The organism is Lapidilactobacillus gannanensis (assembly GCF_003946675.1).
In the GTDB taxonomy this organism is placed as follows: Bacteria; Bacillota; Bacilli; order Lactobacillales; family Lactobacillaceae; genus Lapidilactobacillus; species Lapidilactobacillus gannanensis.
On sequence record NZ_RHOT01000016.1, the window covers coordinates 31,770 to 48,226 of the forward strand.

Sequence of the window (16,457 nt, forward strand, 5' to 3'; positions counted from 1 at the left end):
AAAATAAATTGATTAGAGGCTTGCTGCAAAGGGCAATGTTGTCGCTGGCTAAAATTAATAGTTCAAATAGGCGTTAGGAGGCTAGCTATGCGCACATTATTGGTTGGGGACACTCATTTAAAAAATCGCGTCATTTTACCTATTGTTCAAGAAAAGGCGCAGCAACTAAATTGTCAACAATTGATTCTCATGGGAGATTATGTTGATGAATGGCATCAAGAACAAAATAGTCAGCTATATCGACAGGAACTATCATTTTTACTGAATTGGAAACAGACGATGATGGCCGCAGGATTTGCGGTGACAACCTTATTAGGTAATCACGACGGCTCATACTTGACTAGAACGCCACGTTTATATTCGCTACAAAAGCATACTGATTTTGAGTTTGTTCGCAGCCAACTGTTACAACTAGGTTTACAAGTGGCAGTGAAAAGTGCCGGTTTTCTAATCAGTCATGCTGGTCTATGCTGGGGCAATGATCTTGATGAACGCTATTTTCAGGTGCTTACTGAGGAAGATCTGCTACTGGTCAAAGCGTTAGAGGACCGTGTCGGAACAGCGCGTGGTGGTCGTTATTGGAACGGCAGTCCTTTGTGGGCTGATTATTGGCAAGAATTACGGGACGCACCTAATCCAAAATATCTGCAACAAATTGTCGGTCACACAACTGTGACCAGCATTATTAATGAGCCGGGGCGACCTGATTCATTAATTGCTATTGACACATTCAGTATTAACGGTAATCATTTGAATAATTTATTTGGTGATGGTAGTTTACTGCTGCTGGACCAAGGTGTGCCTAAAGTGATTCCCACAAATTGGGCAACTTCACCGCAAGTTCAAACTTATTTGCGGCACGAGATTTTTCAACACTAAATTTAAGCAGTGGCACCAGCTAGCAGGTGTTAGCTCAGGAGAGAAATTATGCAATTACAGAAAGGAGCGCACTAGTTAATGAGCGGAAAATACTAGTGAATCATTAAAAAATGAAATCAAGTAACCAATTAAAAGTTATCACGCTTAATTTACCACCACTTGACAAGTCACATTTTCAGTTGGGAAGTAGTGGTTTAACTGACCAAACCCGGTCACAACGGGCAATCACTGCAATTAGTGATCAAAATCCAGACATTATTTTTTTCATTGAAGAATATGGCCCATTGTTTGCAGAGATTGCTACGCAATTACGCGGCCAATATTATTTTATTTATCCGCAAGACTTTCAGCCTAGCGTTCGCGCTTTTGCTGGGGTAGTCGCTGCAGTTAAGTCGTCAATCAAGCTGCAAGCTCAGTTAGATGGTCATTATTTTAAAATTAATCAGACAGCGAAAATATTAGGCCTTCAAATTGCTGATGACTGGTTCATAGGCGTTCATTATCCGCAACCAGCTCAGGTTCGAGATTTTGATCAGAAATTTAAAGATAGTATACGAAAACTAAAGCCTAAGTTAATAGTTGGTGATTTTAATCCGGTGCGGGGGGCTAAGTCGGCAATTAAGTTATATGACGATTTATTAAAGCCAGTGTCTGTTACTTCTTTATTTCACAGTAAATTAGATTTTGTTTTCATCCCGGAGGCTGAAGTGCCCAGTCAACGCTTAGTATTTGATCATGCTTTAATGGACCCAAACAGTCAGTTGTTTTTATCAGACCATGCGTTGACCGGAGCCATTCTTAGCCCATAGCATGGCAATATCGACGGCGATATTCAGCATGATTATTTTTGACCGTAGCGACAAATCTTAATAGGGGGTAGATAGTAAAAATGGTCTTCAAAACATTTAGTTTTTATGCGATGAGTGATATCCATGGTAATTATGATGCGTTTGATCGGGCCCTTCGTTTTGTAGAAAGTCACGCAACATTAGTGCTGTTGGGTGACTATGTTGATGGTGGGCCGTCTTCTAGACAAGTTTTGGAGAAGTTATTTCAATTGGACTTTGATCCAACTTTGAGTACCATTTTTCTGTTTGGTAATCATGATGAATGGTTTTATCAGTGGTTGCATACGCCAGAACTAGCACCGACGGCTTATGCGTCACAAATTGGCTGGTCAACAATTTGTAGTTTTTTCGGACCGGTTGAGTTGCAAACTGTTCTGATGGCGACTGCCCAAACAGGAACACCGCAAACTGGTTATGCGTTGAATCATGTTTGTGAGGATGAATTGCGGCGGCGGATTCTGACAAATTATCCAGAATTGATGGCTTGGTGGACGGCTAAGTTTGAAGAAAAACGTTATTTTGAAACTGAAAATCAAATTTTTGTTCATGCGGGTATTGCTGAAAATCTAGGAGAATACTGGCAATATGACAGCACCGATTTATTTACAAAGAAATATCCTGCCACAATTGGGGATTTCAGTAAGACGATTATTGCTGGTCACATTCACACTGAAAAGATTACGAACGATCAGCATGACTTCGGACGAGTTTATTGGGATGGACACAGTCATTTCTATCTTGATGGTCATACTAGCGACAGCGGTATTGTGCCTGTTTTACGGTATCGGTCGATTATTGATCGTTATGATACCTTTAAACAACCAGTTCAAAACAATCAGGTTAAATTGTGTCGCTTTAAGTAGACATAATCAGTTACGTTTGATTTTAAATTGCTGGTTAGTCACTAAACCGTATTTAAAAATGATTACTTGACCAGTAATACTAAACTGTAGGTACTATTAATTGTGCAAAATCTAATTGGTTGACTTTTCGAGCGAAGGCGCCTTTAATAAAAGCATATTATATGCTAAACGGAGGTTATTTTGATGAAGAAAGAACGTGCAATTTTTGCGGGTGGTTGTTTCTGGTGTATGGTTCATCCTTTCGATCAGTATCCCGGCATCATTAAAGTGATTTCCGGTTATACTGGTGGTCACGTGGTCAATCCAACTTATGAGCAAGTTAGTTCCGGAACGACTGGCCATACTGAAGCTGTTCAAATTGACTTTGATGCCGAAGTGATTAGTTACCCTGAGTTATTACAAATATATTGGCAAGTGACTGATCCAACTGATGCGATGGGGCAATTTCAGGATCGTGGCGATAATTATCGACCGGTTATTTTTGTCGCTAATGACCAGCAGCGCCAACAAGCAAGTGCTTCCCGGGATGCTTTAGCGGCTTCAGGGCGATTTAAGGATCCGATCGTGACTAAGGTTGAACCAGTCCAACCATTCTATCCAGCGGAAGAATATCATCAGGACTTCTATCGTAAGGACCCCTCACGGATGCAGATGGAAGAAGCTGGTGGCCGCGAAGCCTTTATTAAGAGGTACTGGTCTAAAAAATAGTGAATTTACGTATTCAGCTAGTGTGAGGTAACTGATTTTTGGAATTGTTAGCAGCAATTAATTTTGTTGGCTAACAATTTTTTTGTGCCTTTGATTAGAATGACTACGACTGATTCTTTGGCTAGTCGGAAGTGGCAAAAATATTTAGCTAGACCTAATTAAATCATTTTTTGTAGCTAATTTCTTTGTTAATTCATCATTGAATATGATAAAGTTGAAGTGAAGGAGAGTGGAATTAATGTTCGATTTTTTCGTAGCGTTGCAACCATGGCAACAAGCTTTGTTAGGAACGCTTTTTACGTATTTAATGACTGCATTAGGTGCTGCCCTAGTATTTTTCTTTAAGAGTATTAATCAAAATGTGATGAACTTAATGTTGGGTTTTGCTTCTGGTGTGATGATTGCGGCCAGTTTTTGGTCGTTACTGGATCCAGCTATTGCGCAGGCCGAGGATAATGGTGATATTGCCTGGTTAGTGGTTGCAATTGGCTTTGCAGCAGGGGGCTTATTCTTATACGCAGCAGATTTATTACTACCTAAACTGGTTATCACGCAAGCGGCTGACAGTAAAAAAGGATTTCCTGATTATTTACGCCGGACGATTCTCTTAGTATTCTCGATTACGTTGCATAATATCCCTGAAGGATTAGCCGTCGGGGTCGCATTTGGTGCGGTCAGTCAAGCAACCAATCCTAAAATTGCACTGGCCGCAGCAGTGTCCGTTGCGATTGGCATCGGGATTCAAAACTTCCCTGAAGGTGCGGCGGTTTCAATTCCCATGCGGCAAGGTGGGACCAGTCGCGCGCGGGCATTTTTCTATGGGCAGGCTTCTGGATTAGTTGAGCCCTTTGCTGGGGTTGTTGGTGCGTTGTTGGTGAGCTCCATGACCAAAATTTTACCTTATGCGTTAGCTTTTGCTGCTGGGGCAATGATTTATGTTGTCGTCGAGGAACTGATTCCTGAAGCAAAAGAATCAGCAGCTAGTCATAGCCATATGGCAATTCTCGGTGTGATGACTGGTTTTATTATTATGATGATTTTAGATGTGGCCTTAAGTTAAGCCAACAAATCTTTAAGGAATCGGGCCATTTTCTGCTTGTTGAAAACGAACTTAAAAAAACTGCTAAGGGTTGACTATTTTTTTGCAAATTGTGTTACAATAATGGCACATTAAGAACCTTAGAGAGGACCCAATCATTAATGTTTACAGATATTGACAGAATGATGAGACGACATTCTAACTTGTCCAAGTTAACGATGGCGTTTTTTTATGCGATTGCGGTGTCCGTTGCCTTGAATTTCTTCTGGACACCTGGGAAAATTTATTCTTCAGGGATTACTGGTGCGGCTCAGGTGATTGCTAGCATTACAGCAAAATCGCCAATTCCGATTACAACCCCAATTTTGTACTTTGGTTTAAACATTCCGTTATTTATTTTGGCCTGGTTCAAAATTGGTCATCATTTTACTTTTTTCACTTTCGTAGCGGTTTTATTGTCGACCATTATGATGCACTTGATGCCATCGATCCATATTACCTTTGATCCAATTATTTGTGCAATTTTTGGTGGTTTGATCAACGGCTTTGGTACGGGAATGGCGTTAAAAAATGATATTTCCACCGGTGGCCTAGATATTATTGGGATTGTCCTCCGTAAGAAAACTGGTCGGAGCATGGGCACCATTAATATTTTCTTTAACTTGATTATTATTGCGGCTGCCGGCTTCGTTTTCGGATGGGTTCATGCGTTATATAGTGCGATTGGTATTTTCATTAATGGCCAAGTAATTGATATGGTTTATACTAGTCATCAGAAGTTGCAAGTGATGATTGTGACCAATCAGCCGAAGTTGGTGGTTAACGAGATTCAGCGTTCGATGCGGCGTGGGATCACGATTGTTCACGATGCTGAAGGGGCATTCAAGCATGAAGAGAAGACGATTCTGTTCACGATTATTTCACGCTATGAAATGCATGATTTGGAAGAAGCCATGCGTGCTTCCGACCCCTATGCATTCGTTAGCATTACTGAGTCCTTCAAGATTCTTGGCCATTTTTATGAACCGAAAGTTGAATAATTATCGATTAATGGAGGTTGCAAATGTCAGATGAACTTTTAATTGGCTCCCATGTGAGTCTTAGTGGCAAAAAAATGTTAGTTGGCGCTGTCGAGGAAGCTGCTTCTTATCAAGCTAATGCGATGATGGTGTTTACTGGCGCGCCTCAAAATACGCGGCGCAAACCAATTGCCGACCTAAATATACCTGCTGGTCAGGCTTTAGCGACCAAAGTTGGCATTAAAAGTACGGTGGTCCATGCACCATACATTATTAATTTAGGCAATACTAAAAAGCCCGAAGCGCTTGAATTTGCGATTGGTTTCATGCAAGAAGAAATTCGACGTGCTGATGCTTTAGGAGCTGTGGCCATTAGTTTTCACCCTGGAGCTCACGTTGGTGCCGGGGCCGATGCCGCTATCACCCAAATTGCACAGGCAATGGATCAGATTCTGAGTGCAGATCAGCAGGCGACGATTGCATTAGAAACTATGGCTGGCAAAGGTACAGAAGTAGGGCGAACCTTTGAAGAGTTAGCTCAGATTATTGACCGAACGCAAAACAATGACAAACTGTCTATTACATTCGATACTTGTCATACAAGTGATGCTGGTTATCCTATCAAAGACGATTTTGATGGTGTGCTCAATGAATTTGATCACATTATTGGTCTGGATCGTTTAAGCGTAATTCACTTAAATGATTCTAAAAATCCTCAAGGTAGTCATAAAGACCGTCATACCAATATCGGCTTTGGCACGATTGGATTTGCAGCACTTAACCACGTGGCTCATCACCCGCAACTGACACAGATTCCTAAAATCATGGAAACGCCTTACGTTGGTCTGACCGATGATGATAAAGGCACAATTGCGCCATATGCCGCTGAAATCGCTATGTTAAGGGCACAACAGTTTGACCCAGAGATGATTACAAAATTACGCGCGACTGCAACAAAATAACGTTGATCTTCCTCAGGTTGGTTGCACCCTGAATTTTTAACAACTAAAAAATTACGGAATAAGTTTTTTGAAAACTATTTAGCAAAATTTGTTCTCAAAAAATAGCGATTTCCGGTTCATGCGAAAACAACGAGTAATTCTGACGAATCATCAGAATTACTCGTTGTTTTGTAGCATTGCTTATCAGCGGGACTCATTGCGAGCACAATTTTAACCATAATTAATTACCGGGTGGCAGTGTTTAATTCTTTGGTGAGATTAACTTCGCAATCTTATCCAGTACAGTACTGGTATTATTGTCACCGATTATTTGTTGGGCGATATCTTTAACAGCTTGGTCAGCATTAGCCATCGCATAACTGCGACCAACTAATTTCAACATTTCCAAATCGTTGCCACCATCACCAAAAGCAACCATGTCCTTGGGTTCGATTTGCCAAAACTTAGCCATTTTTAACAACCCAGTAGCTTTATTCACCCCGGGAAGGTTAATGTCGATATCACCGAAACCACTGGGAATTGGGATCAAGGCACCGGCCAATTGTTGTCTTAAATCAACGACGGCTTGATCACGTTCTTTAAAGGGGAGCGACATGGCAATTTTTAAAATCGGTTCTGAAATATCAGCAAAATCGTTGACCCTTTTCAAATTCGGATAAAAAGAGTTGACCATTTGATAAGTGGGTTCCGGTGTATCGGCCAATACATAGGCATTTACAGGACCGCACATAATAAGTGGGTCGGGTTCAAAATTCTGTAAAACGTTCATTACTTGCTGAATCAATTCCGGCGCAATTTTGCTTTGATAAAGTTTAGTTACCCCTAAATAAATATTGGCCCCATTCTCGGCCACAAAATTCATTTGCGGATATAAATCGGGGAAATATTGTTGTAGCAGCACATACGAATCACCACTGGCAATGACAAATTTAATATCAAGCTGGTGCATAATTTTAAAGAGACGTTCAAATCTAGGGCGGTCATACTGACGCTGGCGATTTAGGAAAGTCCCGTCCATATCCACAGCAATTAGTTTTGGTAACATTATTCGCTCCTTTAGTACTTTCAGCAGTACTTAAATCAACTAGTAAGAATCTAAGCCGAGTTTTTCTAAAATTAAAGTGGCAGTTTCTTCAATGGAACGGTTAGCCACATTGATGACATAACAACCAAGTTTTTGATAAAGGTCTTGAGCAAAACTTAATTCCTTCTTGATCGCGTCTAAATCGGAATAAGTCGTATCAGGATTTAAGCCGTAAGCAATCATTCGTTCGCGGCGAATATTATTTAATACCTTGGGATCATTCGTTAAGCCAATGATCTTGTGAGGATCAACTTGATAGATTTCATCAGGAATGTGTGCTTGTGGCACAATTGGTAAGTTGGCCACTTTAATATTACGATTGGCCAAGAAAAGTGATAGTGGTGTTTTTGAAGTTCGTGAAATCCCCAGTAAAACAACATCAGCTTCCAAAAATCCTCGAGGATCCTTGCCATCGTCGTAAAGTACCGCGAATTCCATTGCCGAGATGCGATCAAAATAATGCTCCGTTAAGTGATGCACAGCACCGGCTTCGTGAGTAGGGGTTAAATCAAAGCGTTGACTGATAGCGGTGATCATTGGCGAGATTAAATCAATCGCCACTAATCCATTAGCTGCTGCTTGCGCTTGAATATAGTCGCTCAAATCTTTGGTTACCACAGTATGGGCCACAATTGCCTGACGTTCGACTGCAGTTTTGATCAAGTCATCAACTTTTTGCTTATTAGTAACGAAGGGGAAACGTTCATACATTGGTTTAATATCTGGAAATTGTACCATGACTGCTTGGGCCAACTTAAAAGCCGTTTCGCCAACCGAATCAGAGATTAAACAAACGTAAAGTGTCTTTGGTTTTGCCATATGACCTCATCCTTAAAAAAATATTTTTTATTTTATTTGTCTCTATCATAGCATATTCAGCGCTTTCATCACGATTTTTGCTGTAAATTTGCGAAAGATTGTTGACCGTATTTTAATGTTTCGCTATAATAAACAAGAACGCTTATGGGATGCGCTAAAAAACGGCACAGAACTTGGGTAGTTACATGGAAACTGGAAGGAGGGAAATCAACATGGCTAAGACAATTGTTCGCGACAACGAGTCACTTGATGATGCTCTTCGACGTTTTAAACGTTCTGTTTCTAAAAGCGGTACACTTCAAGAATACCGGAAACGAGAATTTTACGAGAAACCAAGCGTTAAACGTAAATTAAAATCCGAAGCTGCTCGGAAGCGTAAGAAGTTTAGATAATGATTTTACCCCCTTAGTTTTGGGATTACACATTGTGATCTTACGACTACGGGGGTATTTCTTTTTTTAGAGTGCAAAAATAGACGGTTAGCCAATGAGCATTAAAGTTATTTTCCCAATTAGCTGAATTTGGCTGATTGGGAAAATGATTTTAAGCGGAGTTGGCTGTCTGTTTTTGCACGTTTCCACACAAACCCACATACACTAATCAGGAGGTACTACAATGGATTTCAACGCAAAAATCATGGAAGATCTTAAGGCAGCAATGAAGGCTAAGGATAAGACCCGTCTGGCTGTTATTCGTAGCATCAAATCTGCATTGATGAATGCTAAAATTAAGAAGAACGAAGCATTAACACCCGATGATGAACTAGCAGTGGTTGCTTCTGAATTGAAACAACGCCAAGACTCATTAGTTGAGTTCGAAAATGCCGGCCGTCAAGATTTAGCTGATCAATTAAAAGCCGAAATTGCAATCGTTAAAGAATACTTACCAGCAGCATTATCCGATGAGGATTTAGCTAAAATCGTTGATGACACCATCAGTGAAGTTGGCGCTAGCTCAATGAAAGATATGGGTAACGTCATGAAAGCACTGATGCCTAAAGTCAAGGGACGTGCTGACGGTGCCAAAGTCAACCAACTTGTTAAAGCAGCGTTATCGAAATAATAGTAATGTCTATTAATTATTAAAACCTGTTAATAGAATTGTGCCAAGTCTTCCCCAATTAGAAAGTTGTTTGCTGGGCGATTGAACGGGCGTGGAACGCTGTGGCCGTCGATTTGAGCTTATTGCTAACGCAACAATCTCAAATACGAGGCTTTGACTAGCTGCTAAAGCAGCAAGACAAATTTCACAGCTGACGCCAATCGCCCAGCAACCACCTGATAAAACTAACTGAATTGATCACCACTATTTAGAAAAATAGATTGATGTAAACTACTAAGTCTGTTTGACAATCTTTCTGGAATTAACCAGAAACTGTCAAACAGTTTTTTTGTAATAATGTTCAGTTAGGACAACAATCGAAGCTAAGTTGATCTATCCTGATATACTTGCCTTATGTGCTGGCAAAGATAAAGTGCACTAACTCAGCTCCAGACGGCGTGGAGGGATCTTGGCGTCAGCCGCCAAATTGTTCTTAATGGCTGTGCCATTTAGAACAAGACTTGTATCTGAGACAATTTGGTTTGGAATTGGCTCAGATCAACGTCGGCCGCGTTCCACGCCAAGCAGCCCGGAACAGAGTCAGACGCCATTCTGTTTTAAAACTTTTTATGAATCTTGTGTTAAACCAAAGTCCCGCTAGTCATCGCAACTTGAGCTAATCGTGCTACGCTTGGCAAATGACTAGGTACAATTTGAATATTCACATGATCGACAAGGTCGCTCCTGCAAATATTCGAAATTGTACTACGTCAAAAACCCGCCAACCTTCGCAACTTGAGACATTATGTGCTAAAATTTAAGTATTCAATCACTGTTAGCAGTGACTTTACGATAGGAGCGAATTTCTTGACCGAAGCAACTAATCAAGCCGTCGAAGAAAAGACGTTTGTGCTACAAGAGCCAGAACAGGCGGTCAACCTGTTAGGCGTTAATGATGAGTTCTTACACATTATTGAAGATGAGTTATCGGTATCATTACGTGCGTTTGCTGATCGCATCATTGTAACTGGACCAGCGGAAGTTGATCAACAAGTTCTAGCCATTTTTAACCAGCTTAGTGAAGTCAGCACACATCATATTACAATTACTGCTTCAGATGTTCGCAGTGCCATTAAGATGGCTCAGAAGGGCACGATTAGCCGTTTCAGTGATATGTACAATGAAGTTCTAATTAAAGATAGTCAACATCGTGCCATTCGAGTCAAAAATTTAGGCCAACGCGAGTATGTACAATTAGTGCGTCATAATGACATTACATTTGGTATTGGCCCAGCCGGAACCGGGAAAACTTTCTTAGCAGTCGTTTTGGCAGTAGCTGCGTTGAAGGCCCATGAAGTTGAACGAATTATTTTAACTCGGCCGGCAGTTGAAGCAGGTGAGAGCTTAGGCTTTCTTCCAGGTGACTTGAAGGAAAAAATCGATCCATATTTGCGGCCGATTTATGATGCTTTGTACACTGTTTTGGGTCAAGATCAAACAAATCGGATGTTAGAGCGTGGCATTATTGAAATTGCGCCATTAGCCTATATGCGTGGGCGGACTTTAGAGAATGCTTTTGTGATTTTGGATGAGGCCCAAAACACGACAACCGCACAGATGAAGATGTTTCTGACCCGTTTAGGTTTAAATTCACGAATGATTGTTAATGGTGACTTGACCCAAGTGGATTTACCACATAATCAAAAAAGTGGGCTGAAACAGGCCGGTGAAATTCTACGGTCAGTTAAACATATTGGCTTTATTGATTTTTCTTCAGCCGATGTGGTTCGCCACCCAGTTGTGGCCCAAATTATTGACGCTTATCAAAAATATGATCAGGAGCAAAGAAAAGCATGAACTTAGAGATTATTAACGAAGAGCAGTTAGTTCCTGCAGGGCGAGAACAGTGGATGCGTGACTTAATTGAATTCGCTGCAAAAGAATTGAATGAAGCACCCGACACAGAAATGTCAATCAGCTTGGTTAGCGATGATGAGATTCAACGCGTTAATCGGGAATACCGCCAGAAAGATCGGGCGACTGATGTCATCAGTTTTGCGATTGAAGATGATGAGTCTGATTTGCCGAATTTTGAAGAGTTGGCAAGTGAATTTGATATTCCGCGTAATATTGGTGATTTGATTATTGCGCCCCATTATGTTGCTGAACAAGCTAAAAACTATGGTCATAGTTTTGATCGGGAATTTGGTTATACCCTTGTTCATGGTTTCTTGCATTTAAATGGCTACGATCATATTGAACCTGAAGATGAAAAAGTGATGATCAGCCTGCAAGAGAAGATTTTGGATAATTATGGGCTTAAACGCTAAGAAACCGCAGACCAGTAAAAATCATTCGTTCTGGCAATCTTTACGTCATGCTGCCCAGGGCTTGAGTTTTACTTTTCAGCACGAAGGTAATTTTAAACGTCATCTCGCTATTGCCACGATTGTGATTGTGCTCAGTGCAATTTTACAAGTGGCCAAAACTGAATGGCTGTGGCTAGTTAGTGTGATTTTTATCGTTTTAATTGCGGAACTGTGGAATACAGTTGTTGAATACCTAGTTGATTTACTGGTCGCAAAGCAGTACGATACAATGGCCAAGCACATTAAAGATGTTTCGGCGGCGATTGTCTTGGTTGCGAGTTTGTTAGCCGTCATTGTTGGTTTAATAATTTTTGTGCCTTATGTTTTACAAATATTAGCATAAAGAGGAGCCTGATTAGGATGGATGAACTAACTGAGCGTGCACGCCAAGCTCGCGAACAAGCTTACGTGCCATATTCACACTTTGCCGTTGGCGCGGCGGTTATGACCGCTGATGGTCAAATTTACACTGGCTGTAATATTGAGAACTCGTCGTATGGGATGAGTTTATGTGCGGAACGAGTTGCCATGTTTAAAGCCGTTTCCGCTGGTCATCGCCATTTAAAGGCGATTGCTGTTGTCGGTGATACAAAAGGGCCAGTTTCACCATGCGGAGCCTGCCGTCAAGTGATGACCGAATTTATGCCAGCCGATGCCAGTGTGACTTTGTCGAATTTACAAGGTAAGTCAGAAACACTGCCGTTAAAAGAAGTGTTACCATTTGCCTTCTTCTTAAATGATGATCGGGTCGATTAATCAGCACCACTAAAAAATAAAAATTAGCGTGTGACAAAAATTGTTGGCAGTGATTTGCCAGCGTGAGGAAGAGTCTGAGACATAAAGTCTATATTCCAAAAAATAATCCGAACTTTCGTTGCTGAAATGTGTTCTCAAAGGTAACCGGTTCTGCTTAACGCAAAAATGTCGAGCAATTCTAACGAATTGTTCGGCATTTTTCGTTAATGCTCACCGACTGACTGCTTTTTGCACACACTCTCTCTTGCTGATAAGCAGAATAAGTACCTTTTTTGATAACGGAGTTCAAATGGTCAAAGCGCGTTTGGTCTTTGATAAAATGATTTCTGAATAGCCAAATATTGTTGCTCTTCAAAACAAAATTAGTAAATTTCTAATTTTAAAGGTAATAATATCATTTGGTACTAATGACCGATATACATATTATCATATTACTCTCATAATAACGGTATTAAAAACTTACCTGATCGCTTAGACCAGCTGGAAAGTGTGATCATAATGATTTGGAAATATGGCAATAAGCGAACATTATTTTTATTAATGCCGTTAATGATAATTGGTAATTCAATTAGCGTGATTACAGGTTTGATGACTAGTTGCTTCATTACCGCAGCGACTAATAAAAACATGGTTCTTTTTTGGCAAACTGCATTCTTAGGTACTGCGTGCTTAATTCTTGTAACTTTGATCAACTTAATGATGGTTCGAGTTAAGAATAAACTAATTATGGAAGTTAATCTGAGAATTAAAGCAATTGTACTAGAGTCGATCGCGAAAAAAAGTCAAATTGATTCGGGCGATGAATTATCATTTATGACGAATGATTTGAAATTATTAGAGACGAAAGGCATTGAAAACGAGATTAATATTTTAGGCCTCATTTTTGAATTTGTCATTGCCTTTGTGGTGGCCTTAACTTTGGATTGGCTAGTGACATTGGCCTTTATTCTTGCTGGCGTCGTCCCAGCATTGCTTTCGGCAAAACTGGGCGGGCGAATTGAGGCAGCATCTACTGCGTGGAGTAAAAGTAACTCAGCTTATACTGGACAGCTTAAGAATCTATTTGAGGGTTTAGCGATTATTCAACTTTATCAATCATTTGCATTTTTTACTGCTAAAGGATTAAGAGAATCCCGACGGTTAGAGAAAGCACTTCGCAAAATGAACATTCTGGTCGGCCAGGTCGAGCAACTATTAACCGGGATTGCTTACATCGCACTAATGCTATTACCATTTAGTTTTGGGATTTATCGTGTAATTCAAGGTGCAACTACTTTAGCAATTTTCATGGGTGTGATGCAAGTTAGTAACTCAGTAATTAATCCGATGTTAAATATTTTTACTAAAATAAATGAATTGAAAACAACTAAGCCAATTCAAGCAAAAATCAAAATTGCCCTTCAACGAGGCCAGCAAACCGTGGCAGAACCAGCCAATGATTTTGTTAAGCTGACGTTAACCGACGTTGGCCTAAAACGAGCTGGCAAGCAATTATTTACTCATTTTAACCTCCGGGTACAGGCTGGGGATAAAGTCTTAATTATGGCCCCATCAGGCTTTGGTAAATCCAGTTTATTGAAGGCACTACTTGGTGAGTTGACCTTCAATCAAGGCAGCTATCAATTTAATCAGCAACCGGTTATTCCAGCCACAACACAAACCCTGTTGCCAAATTTTGCTTACATTACGCAACAGCCTTTCTTATTTGTTGATAGTTTGACGAATAATCTAACGCTCGGTAGTGACTTTAACAATCAGCAAATAACTGCCGCACTTGCTGCGAGCGATCTAACTGAATTATCAAAGGAGAAGGGACTTGATTATCAAGTTGGCTCAGATTCCCGACAATTATCAGGCGGTCAAATTCAGCGTTTAGAAATTGCTCGGGCAATTCTGCGGCAGCGCCCAATTGTTCTAGCTGATGAACCTACTTCGGCCTTAGATGAAGAAAGTGCCGCAATTATTCAGCAAACGCTATTAACACAGGCGGAAACCTTAATTCAGGTTTCTCATAAAGTACCGCTCAGCGTACAAGCGCAGTTTACTAAGGTGATTCATCTGGATAACTCAGCAGTAATCGTGCCATCCTAGGTAAGGCGGTGCCACAAGTGCTGCGCTAAAATTAAATAAAGCAGTTGAAACGTGTTCGCCAAAGGTAACTTCTGCTACTTAATGCCTTTTGCACACGCTGTAGTTATCTTTGCCAGGCAAGTGTTATAATCAAAAGAGAACTTAAATAACGAATATGCGGTATCAAAGTGGTACTAAAAGTAGTGTCTAATCACTACTAGCATTCATAAAGGATGAACAGAAATGGCAGAATTTAAATCCGGTTTTGTGGCTTTGTTGGGCCGACCTAATGTGGGTAAATCAACGTTAATGAATCGTGTTATTGGTGAGAAAGTTGCGATTATGTCGCCTAAAGCTCAGACTACGCGCAATAAGATTCAAGGTGTGATTACTGATGATGAAGCACAAATTGTTTTTCTGGACACACCAGGGATTCATAAACCCAAAAATGATTTAGATAATTATATGGATCAAGCAGCTTTTTCAACATTAAGCGAAGTGGATATTGCGATTTATATGACTGGGGCGATGGATAAGATTGGCCCTGGAGATCGTTTTATTCTTGAAAAACTAGCCAATATTAAAACACCACTATTTCTAGTTATAAATAAAATTGATTTGGTTCATCCCGACGATTTATTGACGTTGATCAATGAGTATCGGACTTTGGCTGACTTTGCGGAAATCATTCCCTTGTCAGCCACTCAAGGTAATAACGTTGATGAATTAGTTAAAGAAATCAAACACTATTTACCAGCTGGACCAAAGTACTATCCTGATGATCAATTGACGGATCATCCAGAATATTTCGTTGTGGCTGAACTGATTCGCGAACAATTATTATTACAAACTCGTGATGAAATTCCTCATTCTGTTGCAGTTGTCGTTGAAGACATGAATACACATGAGAATGGCAAATTAGTGATCAACGCCACTGTTTTCGTTGACCGTGAAAGTCAAAAGGGCATTGTTATCGGTAAGGGGGCGTCGATGATCAAACATGTTGGTATTGGTGCTCGGCGCGAAATCGAACCACTTTTAGGCGAGAAAGTTAACCTGAAACTACAAGTTAAAGTGCAACGTAATTGGCGTGACAACCCACTTTTCTTGAAGCGGGCTGGCTACGACCAACGCGATTTTAAAAATTGAGTTGGCTGCGTGATGTTGAATTTCGCGGTATGGTCATGTATCGGCGTGATTATTCGGAGCGGGATTTACTCGTCCAGATTTTAACTGATCGTTTTGGTCCGAAGATGTTTTTGGTCCGCGGTGCTAAGAAGCGCGGCTTTAAAATGACCAGTGCTATTTTACCTTTTACTGAAGCTGAATATATTGGGCGGATCAATTCTGATGGCTTGTCTTATTTAACCACGACCAAAAGTACGAAGATGTGGCGCCATATCAGTAGTGATTTGGTCTTACAAGCTTATGCTTCATATTTGCTGACCTTAACGGCAGCGGCCTTTCCAGAAGGTAATCCTGTTGGGCGCGCTTATGATTTGATTCAAACGGCCTTGGAACGGATGGATGATCAAGCTGATGCGCAATTGTTAACTAACTTGGTTGAGGTAAAATTATTAGGTGAATTTGGCGTGGCGCCGTATTTACAAGGCTGCGTGATTTGTCAGCGGAATGATTTGCCTCTGGATTATTCGGAAGCATTGGGTGGCCTTTTGTGTCAAAATCATTGGGATCGCGATCCTTATCGATTGCATGCGCGCCCAAAAGCGGTGGCGTTATTGCAGCGCTTGGCCGTTTGGCAACCGCAACAAATTGGCCAAGTCCAACTAAGTGATTTAACTCGTCGTGAATTACAGCGAATCCTTGATCATATTTATACTGATCAAGTCGGGTTGAAGCTGAAGAGCAAAGTTTTCCTTGATGAATTAACCAGTAACAGTAATCGGCTGAAGAAATAGGGCTGGCGCTGGTCCGCGTCAAGTAGACAGTTCAAATAATTAAAGTTTCTATGCAATTTCTTTTACGGCATGATTCCGGTA

Annotated in this window: 18 protein-coding genes; 16 read left to right on the plus strand and 2 right to left on the minus strand. The window is 40.7% G+C overall.

Annotation, left to right across the window (positions count from 1 at the left end):
* The first annotated feature begins 87 nt into the window (after window positions 1–87).
* From EKM81_RS05860 to EKM81_RS05890, 7 genes are all read left to right on the plus strand, one after another.
* The gene (locus EKM81_RS05860; RefSeq protein ID WP_125649732.1) at window positions 88–879 is read left to right on the plus strand and encodes a metallophosphoesterase; all 792 of its coding nucleotides are present in this window, start codon (window positions 88–90) and stop codon (window positions 877–879) included.
* A gap of 110 nt (window positions 880–989) precedes the next feature.
* A complete protein-coding gene (locus tag EKM81_RS05865; protein ID WP_125649735.1) occupies window positions 990–1,688 on the plus strand; it encodes an endonuclease/exonuclease/phosphatase family protein in 699 nt (232 codons plus the stop codon).
* Between the two features lie 80 nt (window positions 1,689–1,768).
* A complete protein-coding gene (locus EKM81_RS05870; RefSeq protein ID WP_125649738.1) occupies window positions 1,769–2,590 on the plus strand; it encodes a metallophosphoesterase family protein in 822 nt (273 codons plus the stop codon).
* Window positions 2,591–2,773: 183 nt separating this feature from the next.
* The gene (gene msrA, locus EKM81_RS05875) at window positions 2,774–3,298 is read left to right on the plus strand and encodes a peptide-methionine (S)-S-oxide reductase MsrA (RefSeq protein ID WP_125649741.1); all 525 of its coding nucleotides are present in this window, start codon (window positions 2,774–2,776) and stop codon (window positions 3,296–3,298) included.
* Window positions 3,299–3,536: 238 nt separating this feature from the next.
* The gene (locus tag EKM81_RS05880) at window positions 3,537–4,358 is read left to right on the plus strand and encodes a ZIP family metal transporter (protein WP_125649744.1); all 822 of its coding nucleotides are present in this window, start codon (window positions 3,537–3,539) and stop codon (window positions 4,356–4,358) included.
* A gap of 140 nt (window positions 4,359–4,498) precedes the next feature.
* Complete coding sequence (locus EKM81_RS05885) at window positions 4,499–5,377, plus strand: YitT family protein (RefSeq protein ID WP_125649747.1); 879 nt, start codon at window positions 4,499–4,501, stop codon at window positions 5,375–5,377.
* Window positions 5,378–5,400: 23 nt separating this feature from the next.
* A complete protein-coding gene (locus EKM81_RS05890) occupies window positions 5,401–6,318 on the plus strand; it encodes a deoxyribonuclease IV (RefSeq protein ID WP_125649750.1) in 918 nt (305 codons plus the stop codon).
* 241 nt (window positions 6,319–6,559) lie between these two features.
* Here EKM81_RS05890 and EKM81_RS05895 read toward each other — a convergent pair whose 3' ends face one another.
* Complete coding sequence (locus EKM81_RS05895; protein WP_125649753.1) at window positions 6,560–7,363, minus strand: Cof-type HAD-IIB family hydrolase; 804 nt, start codon at window positions 7,361–7,363, stop codon at window positions 6,560–6,562.
* A gap of 39 nt (window positions 7,364–7,402) precedes the next feature.
* The gene (locus tag EKM81_RS05900) at window positions 7,403–8,221 is read right to left on the minus strand and encodes a pyruvate, water dikinase regulatory protein (RefSeq protein WP_125649756.1); all 819 of its coding nucleotides are present in this window, start codon (window positions 8,219–8,221) and stop codon (window positions 7,403–7,405) included.
* Window positions 8,222–8,433: 212 nt separating this feature from the next.
* Here EKM81_RS05900 and rpsU point away from each other — a divergent pair, with 212 nt between their 5' ends.
* From rpsU to recO, 9 genes are all read left to right on the plus strand, one after another.
* Window positions 8,434–8,613, plus strand: a complete 180-nt coding sequence (gene rpsU, locus EKM81_RS05905) for a 30S ribosomal protein S21 (RefSeq protein ID WP_125649759.1) — start codon at window positions 8,434–8,436, stop codon at window positions 8,611–8,613.
* 223 nt (window positions 8,614–8,836) lie between these two features.
* Window positions 8,837–9,283 carry a GatB/YqeY domain-containing protein gene (locus EKM81_RS05910; protein ID WP_125649762.1) on the plus strand — a complete coding sequence of 149 codons (447 nt, stop codon included), beginning with the start codon at window positions 8,837–8,839 and terminating at the stop codon, window positions 9,281–9,283.
* A gap of 846 nt (window positions 9,284–10,129) precedes the next feature.
* Complete coding sequence (locus EKM81_RS05915) at window positions 10,130–11,119, plus strand: PhoH family protein (RefSeq protein ID WP_125649765.1); 990 nt, start codon at window positions 10,130–10,132, stop codon at window positions 11,117–11,119.
* Window positions 11,116–11,592: an rRNA maturation RNase YbeY gene (gene ybeY / locus EKM81_RS05920; RefSeq protein ID WP_125649768.1), complete on the plus strand. Its 477-nt coding sequence runs from the start codon at window positions 11,116–11,118 to the stop codon at window positions 11,590–11,592. Before EKM81_RS05915 ends, ybeY begins: the two co-directional genes overlap by 4 nt.
* Window positions 11,576–11,974, plus strand: coding sequence for a diacylglycerol kinase family protein (locus EKM81_RS05925; protein WP_125649771.1), 399 nt, complete (start codon window positions 11,576–11,578; stop codon window positions 11,972–11,974). Before ybeY ends, EKM81_RS05925 begins: the two co-directional genes overlap by 17 nt.
* 17 nt (window positions 11,975–11,991) lie before the next feature.
* Window positions 11,992–12,387 (plus strand): cytidine deaminase, encoded by a 396-nt coding sequence (locus EKM81_RS05930; RefSeq protein ID WP_125649773.1) that lies wholly within the window; start codon window positions 11,992–11,994, stop codon window positions 12,385–12,387.
* Window positions 12,388–12,885: 498 nt separating this feature from the next.
* Window positions 12,886–14,478 carry an ATP-binding cassette domain-containing protein gene (locus EKM81_RS05935; RefSeq protein ID WP_125649776.1) on the plus strand — a complete coding sequence of 531 codons (1,593 nt, stop codon included), beginning with the start codon at window positions 12,886–12,888 and terminating at the stop codon, window positions 14,476–14,478.
* A gap of 222 nt (window positions 14,479–14,700) precedes the next feature.
* Window positions 14,701–15,606, plus strand: coding sequence for a GTPase Era (gene era, locus EKM81_RS05940; RefSeq protein ID WP_125649779.1), 906 nt, complete (start codon window positions 14,701–14,703; stop codon window positions 15,604–15,606).
* Window positions 15,603–16,376 carry a DNA repair protein RecO gene (recO, locus tag EKM81_RS05945; protein ID WP_225420195.1) on the plus strand — a complete coding sequence of 258 codons (774 nt, stop codon included), beginning with the start codon at window positions 15,603–15,605 and terminating at the stop codon, window positions 16,374–16,376. The genes era and recO overlap by 4 nt, the downstream gene beginning before the upstream one ends.
* The last annotated feature ends 81 nt before the right edge of the window (window positions 16,377–16,457 follow it).

What these genes read in the sequence shown, in the direction of transcription:
- EKM81_RS05860 (WP_125649732.1), top strand. Translation starts at nt 88, where the DNA reads ATGCGCACATTATTGGTTGGGGACACTCATTTAAAAAATCGCGTCATT.
- EKM81_RS05865 (WP_125649735.1), top strand. Translation starts at nt 990, where the DNA reads ATGAAATCAAGTAACCAATTAAAAGTTATCACGCTTAATTTACCACCA.
- EKM81_RS05870 (WP_125649738.1), top strand. Translation starts at nt 1,769, where the DNA reads ATGGTCTTCAAAACATTTAGTTTTTATGCGATGAGTGATATCCATGGT.
- msrA (WP_125649741.1), top strand. Translation starts at nt 2,774, where the DNA reads ATGAAGAAAGAACGTGCAATTTTTGCGGGTGGTTGTTTCTGGTGTATG.
- EKM81_RS05880 (WP_125649744.1), top strand. Translation starts at nt 3,537, where the DNA reads ATGTTCGATTTTTTCGTAGCGTTGCAACCATGGCAACAAGCTTTGTTA.
- EKM81_RS05885 (WP_125649747.1), top strand. Translation starts at nt 4,499, where the DNA reads ATGTTTACAGATATTGACAGAATGATGAGACGACATTCTAACTTGTCC.
- EKM81_RS05890 (WP_125649750.1), top strand. Translation starts at nt 5,401, where the DNA reads ATGTCAGATGAACTTTTAATTGGCTCCCATGTGAGTCTTAGTGGCAAA.
- EKM81_RS05895 (WP_125649753.1), bottom strand. Translation starts at nt 7,363, where the DNA reads ATGTTACCAAAACTAATTGCTGTGGATATGGACGGGACTTTCCTAAAT.
- EKM81_RS05900 (WP_125649756.1), bottom strand. Translation starts at nt 8,221, where the DNA reads ATGGCAAAACCAAAGACACTTTACGTTTGTTTAATCTCTGATTCGGTT.
- rpsU (WP_125649759.1), top strand. Translation starts at nt 8,434, where the DNA reads ATGGCTAAGACAATTGTTCGCGACAACGAGTCACTTGATGATGCTCTT.
- EKM81_RS05910 (WP_125649762.1), top strand. Translation starts at nt 8,837, where the DNA reads ATGGATTTCAACGCAAAAATCATGGAAGATCTTAAGGCAGCAATGAAG.
- ybeY (WP_125649768.1), top strand. Translation starts at nt 11,116, where the DNA reads ATGAACTTAGAGATTATTAACGAAGAGCAGTTAGTTCCTGCAGGGCGA.
- EKM81_RS05925 (WP_125649771.1), top strand. Translation starts at nt 11,576, where the DNA reads ATGGGCTTAAACGCTAAGAAACCGCAGACCAGTAAAAATCATTCGTTC.
- EKM81_RS05930 (WP_125649773.1), top strand. Translation starts at nt 11,992, where the DNA reads ATGGATGAACTAACTGAGCGTGCACGCCAAGCTCGCGAACAAGCTTAC.
- EKM81_RS05935 (WP_125649776.1), top strand. Translation starts at nt 12,886, where the DNA reads ATGATTTGGAAATATGGCAATAAGCGAACATTATTTTTATTAATGCCG.
- era (WP_125649779.1), top strand. Translation starts at nt 14,701, where the DNA reads ATGGCAGAATTTAAATCCGGTTTTGTGGCTTTGTTGGGCCGACCTAAT.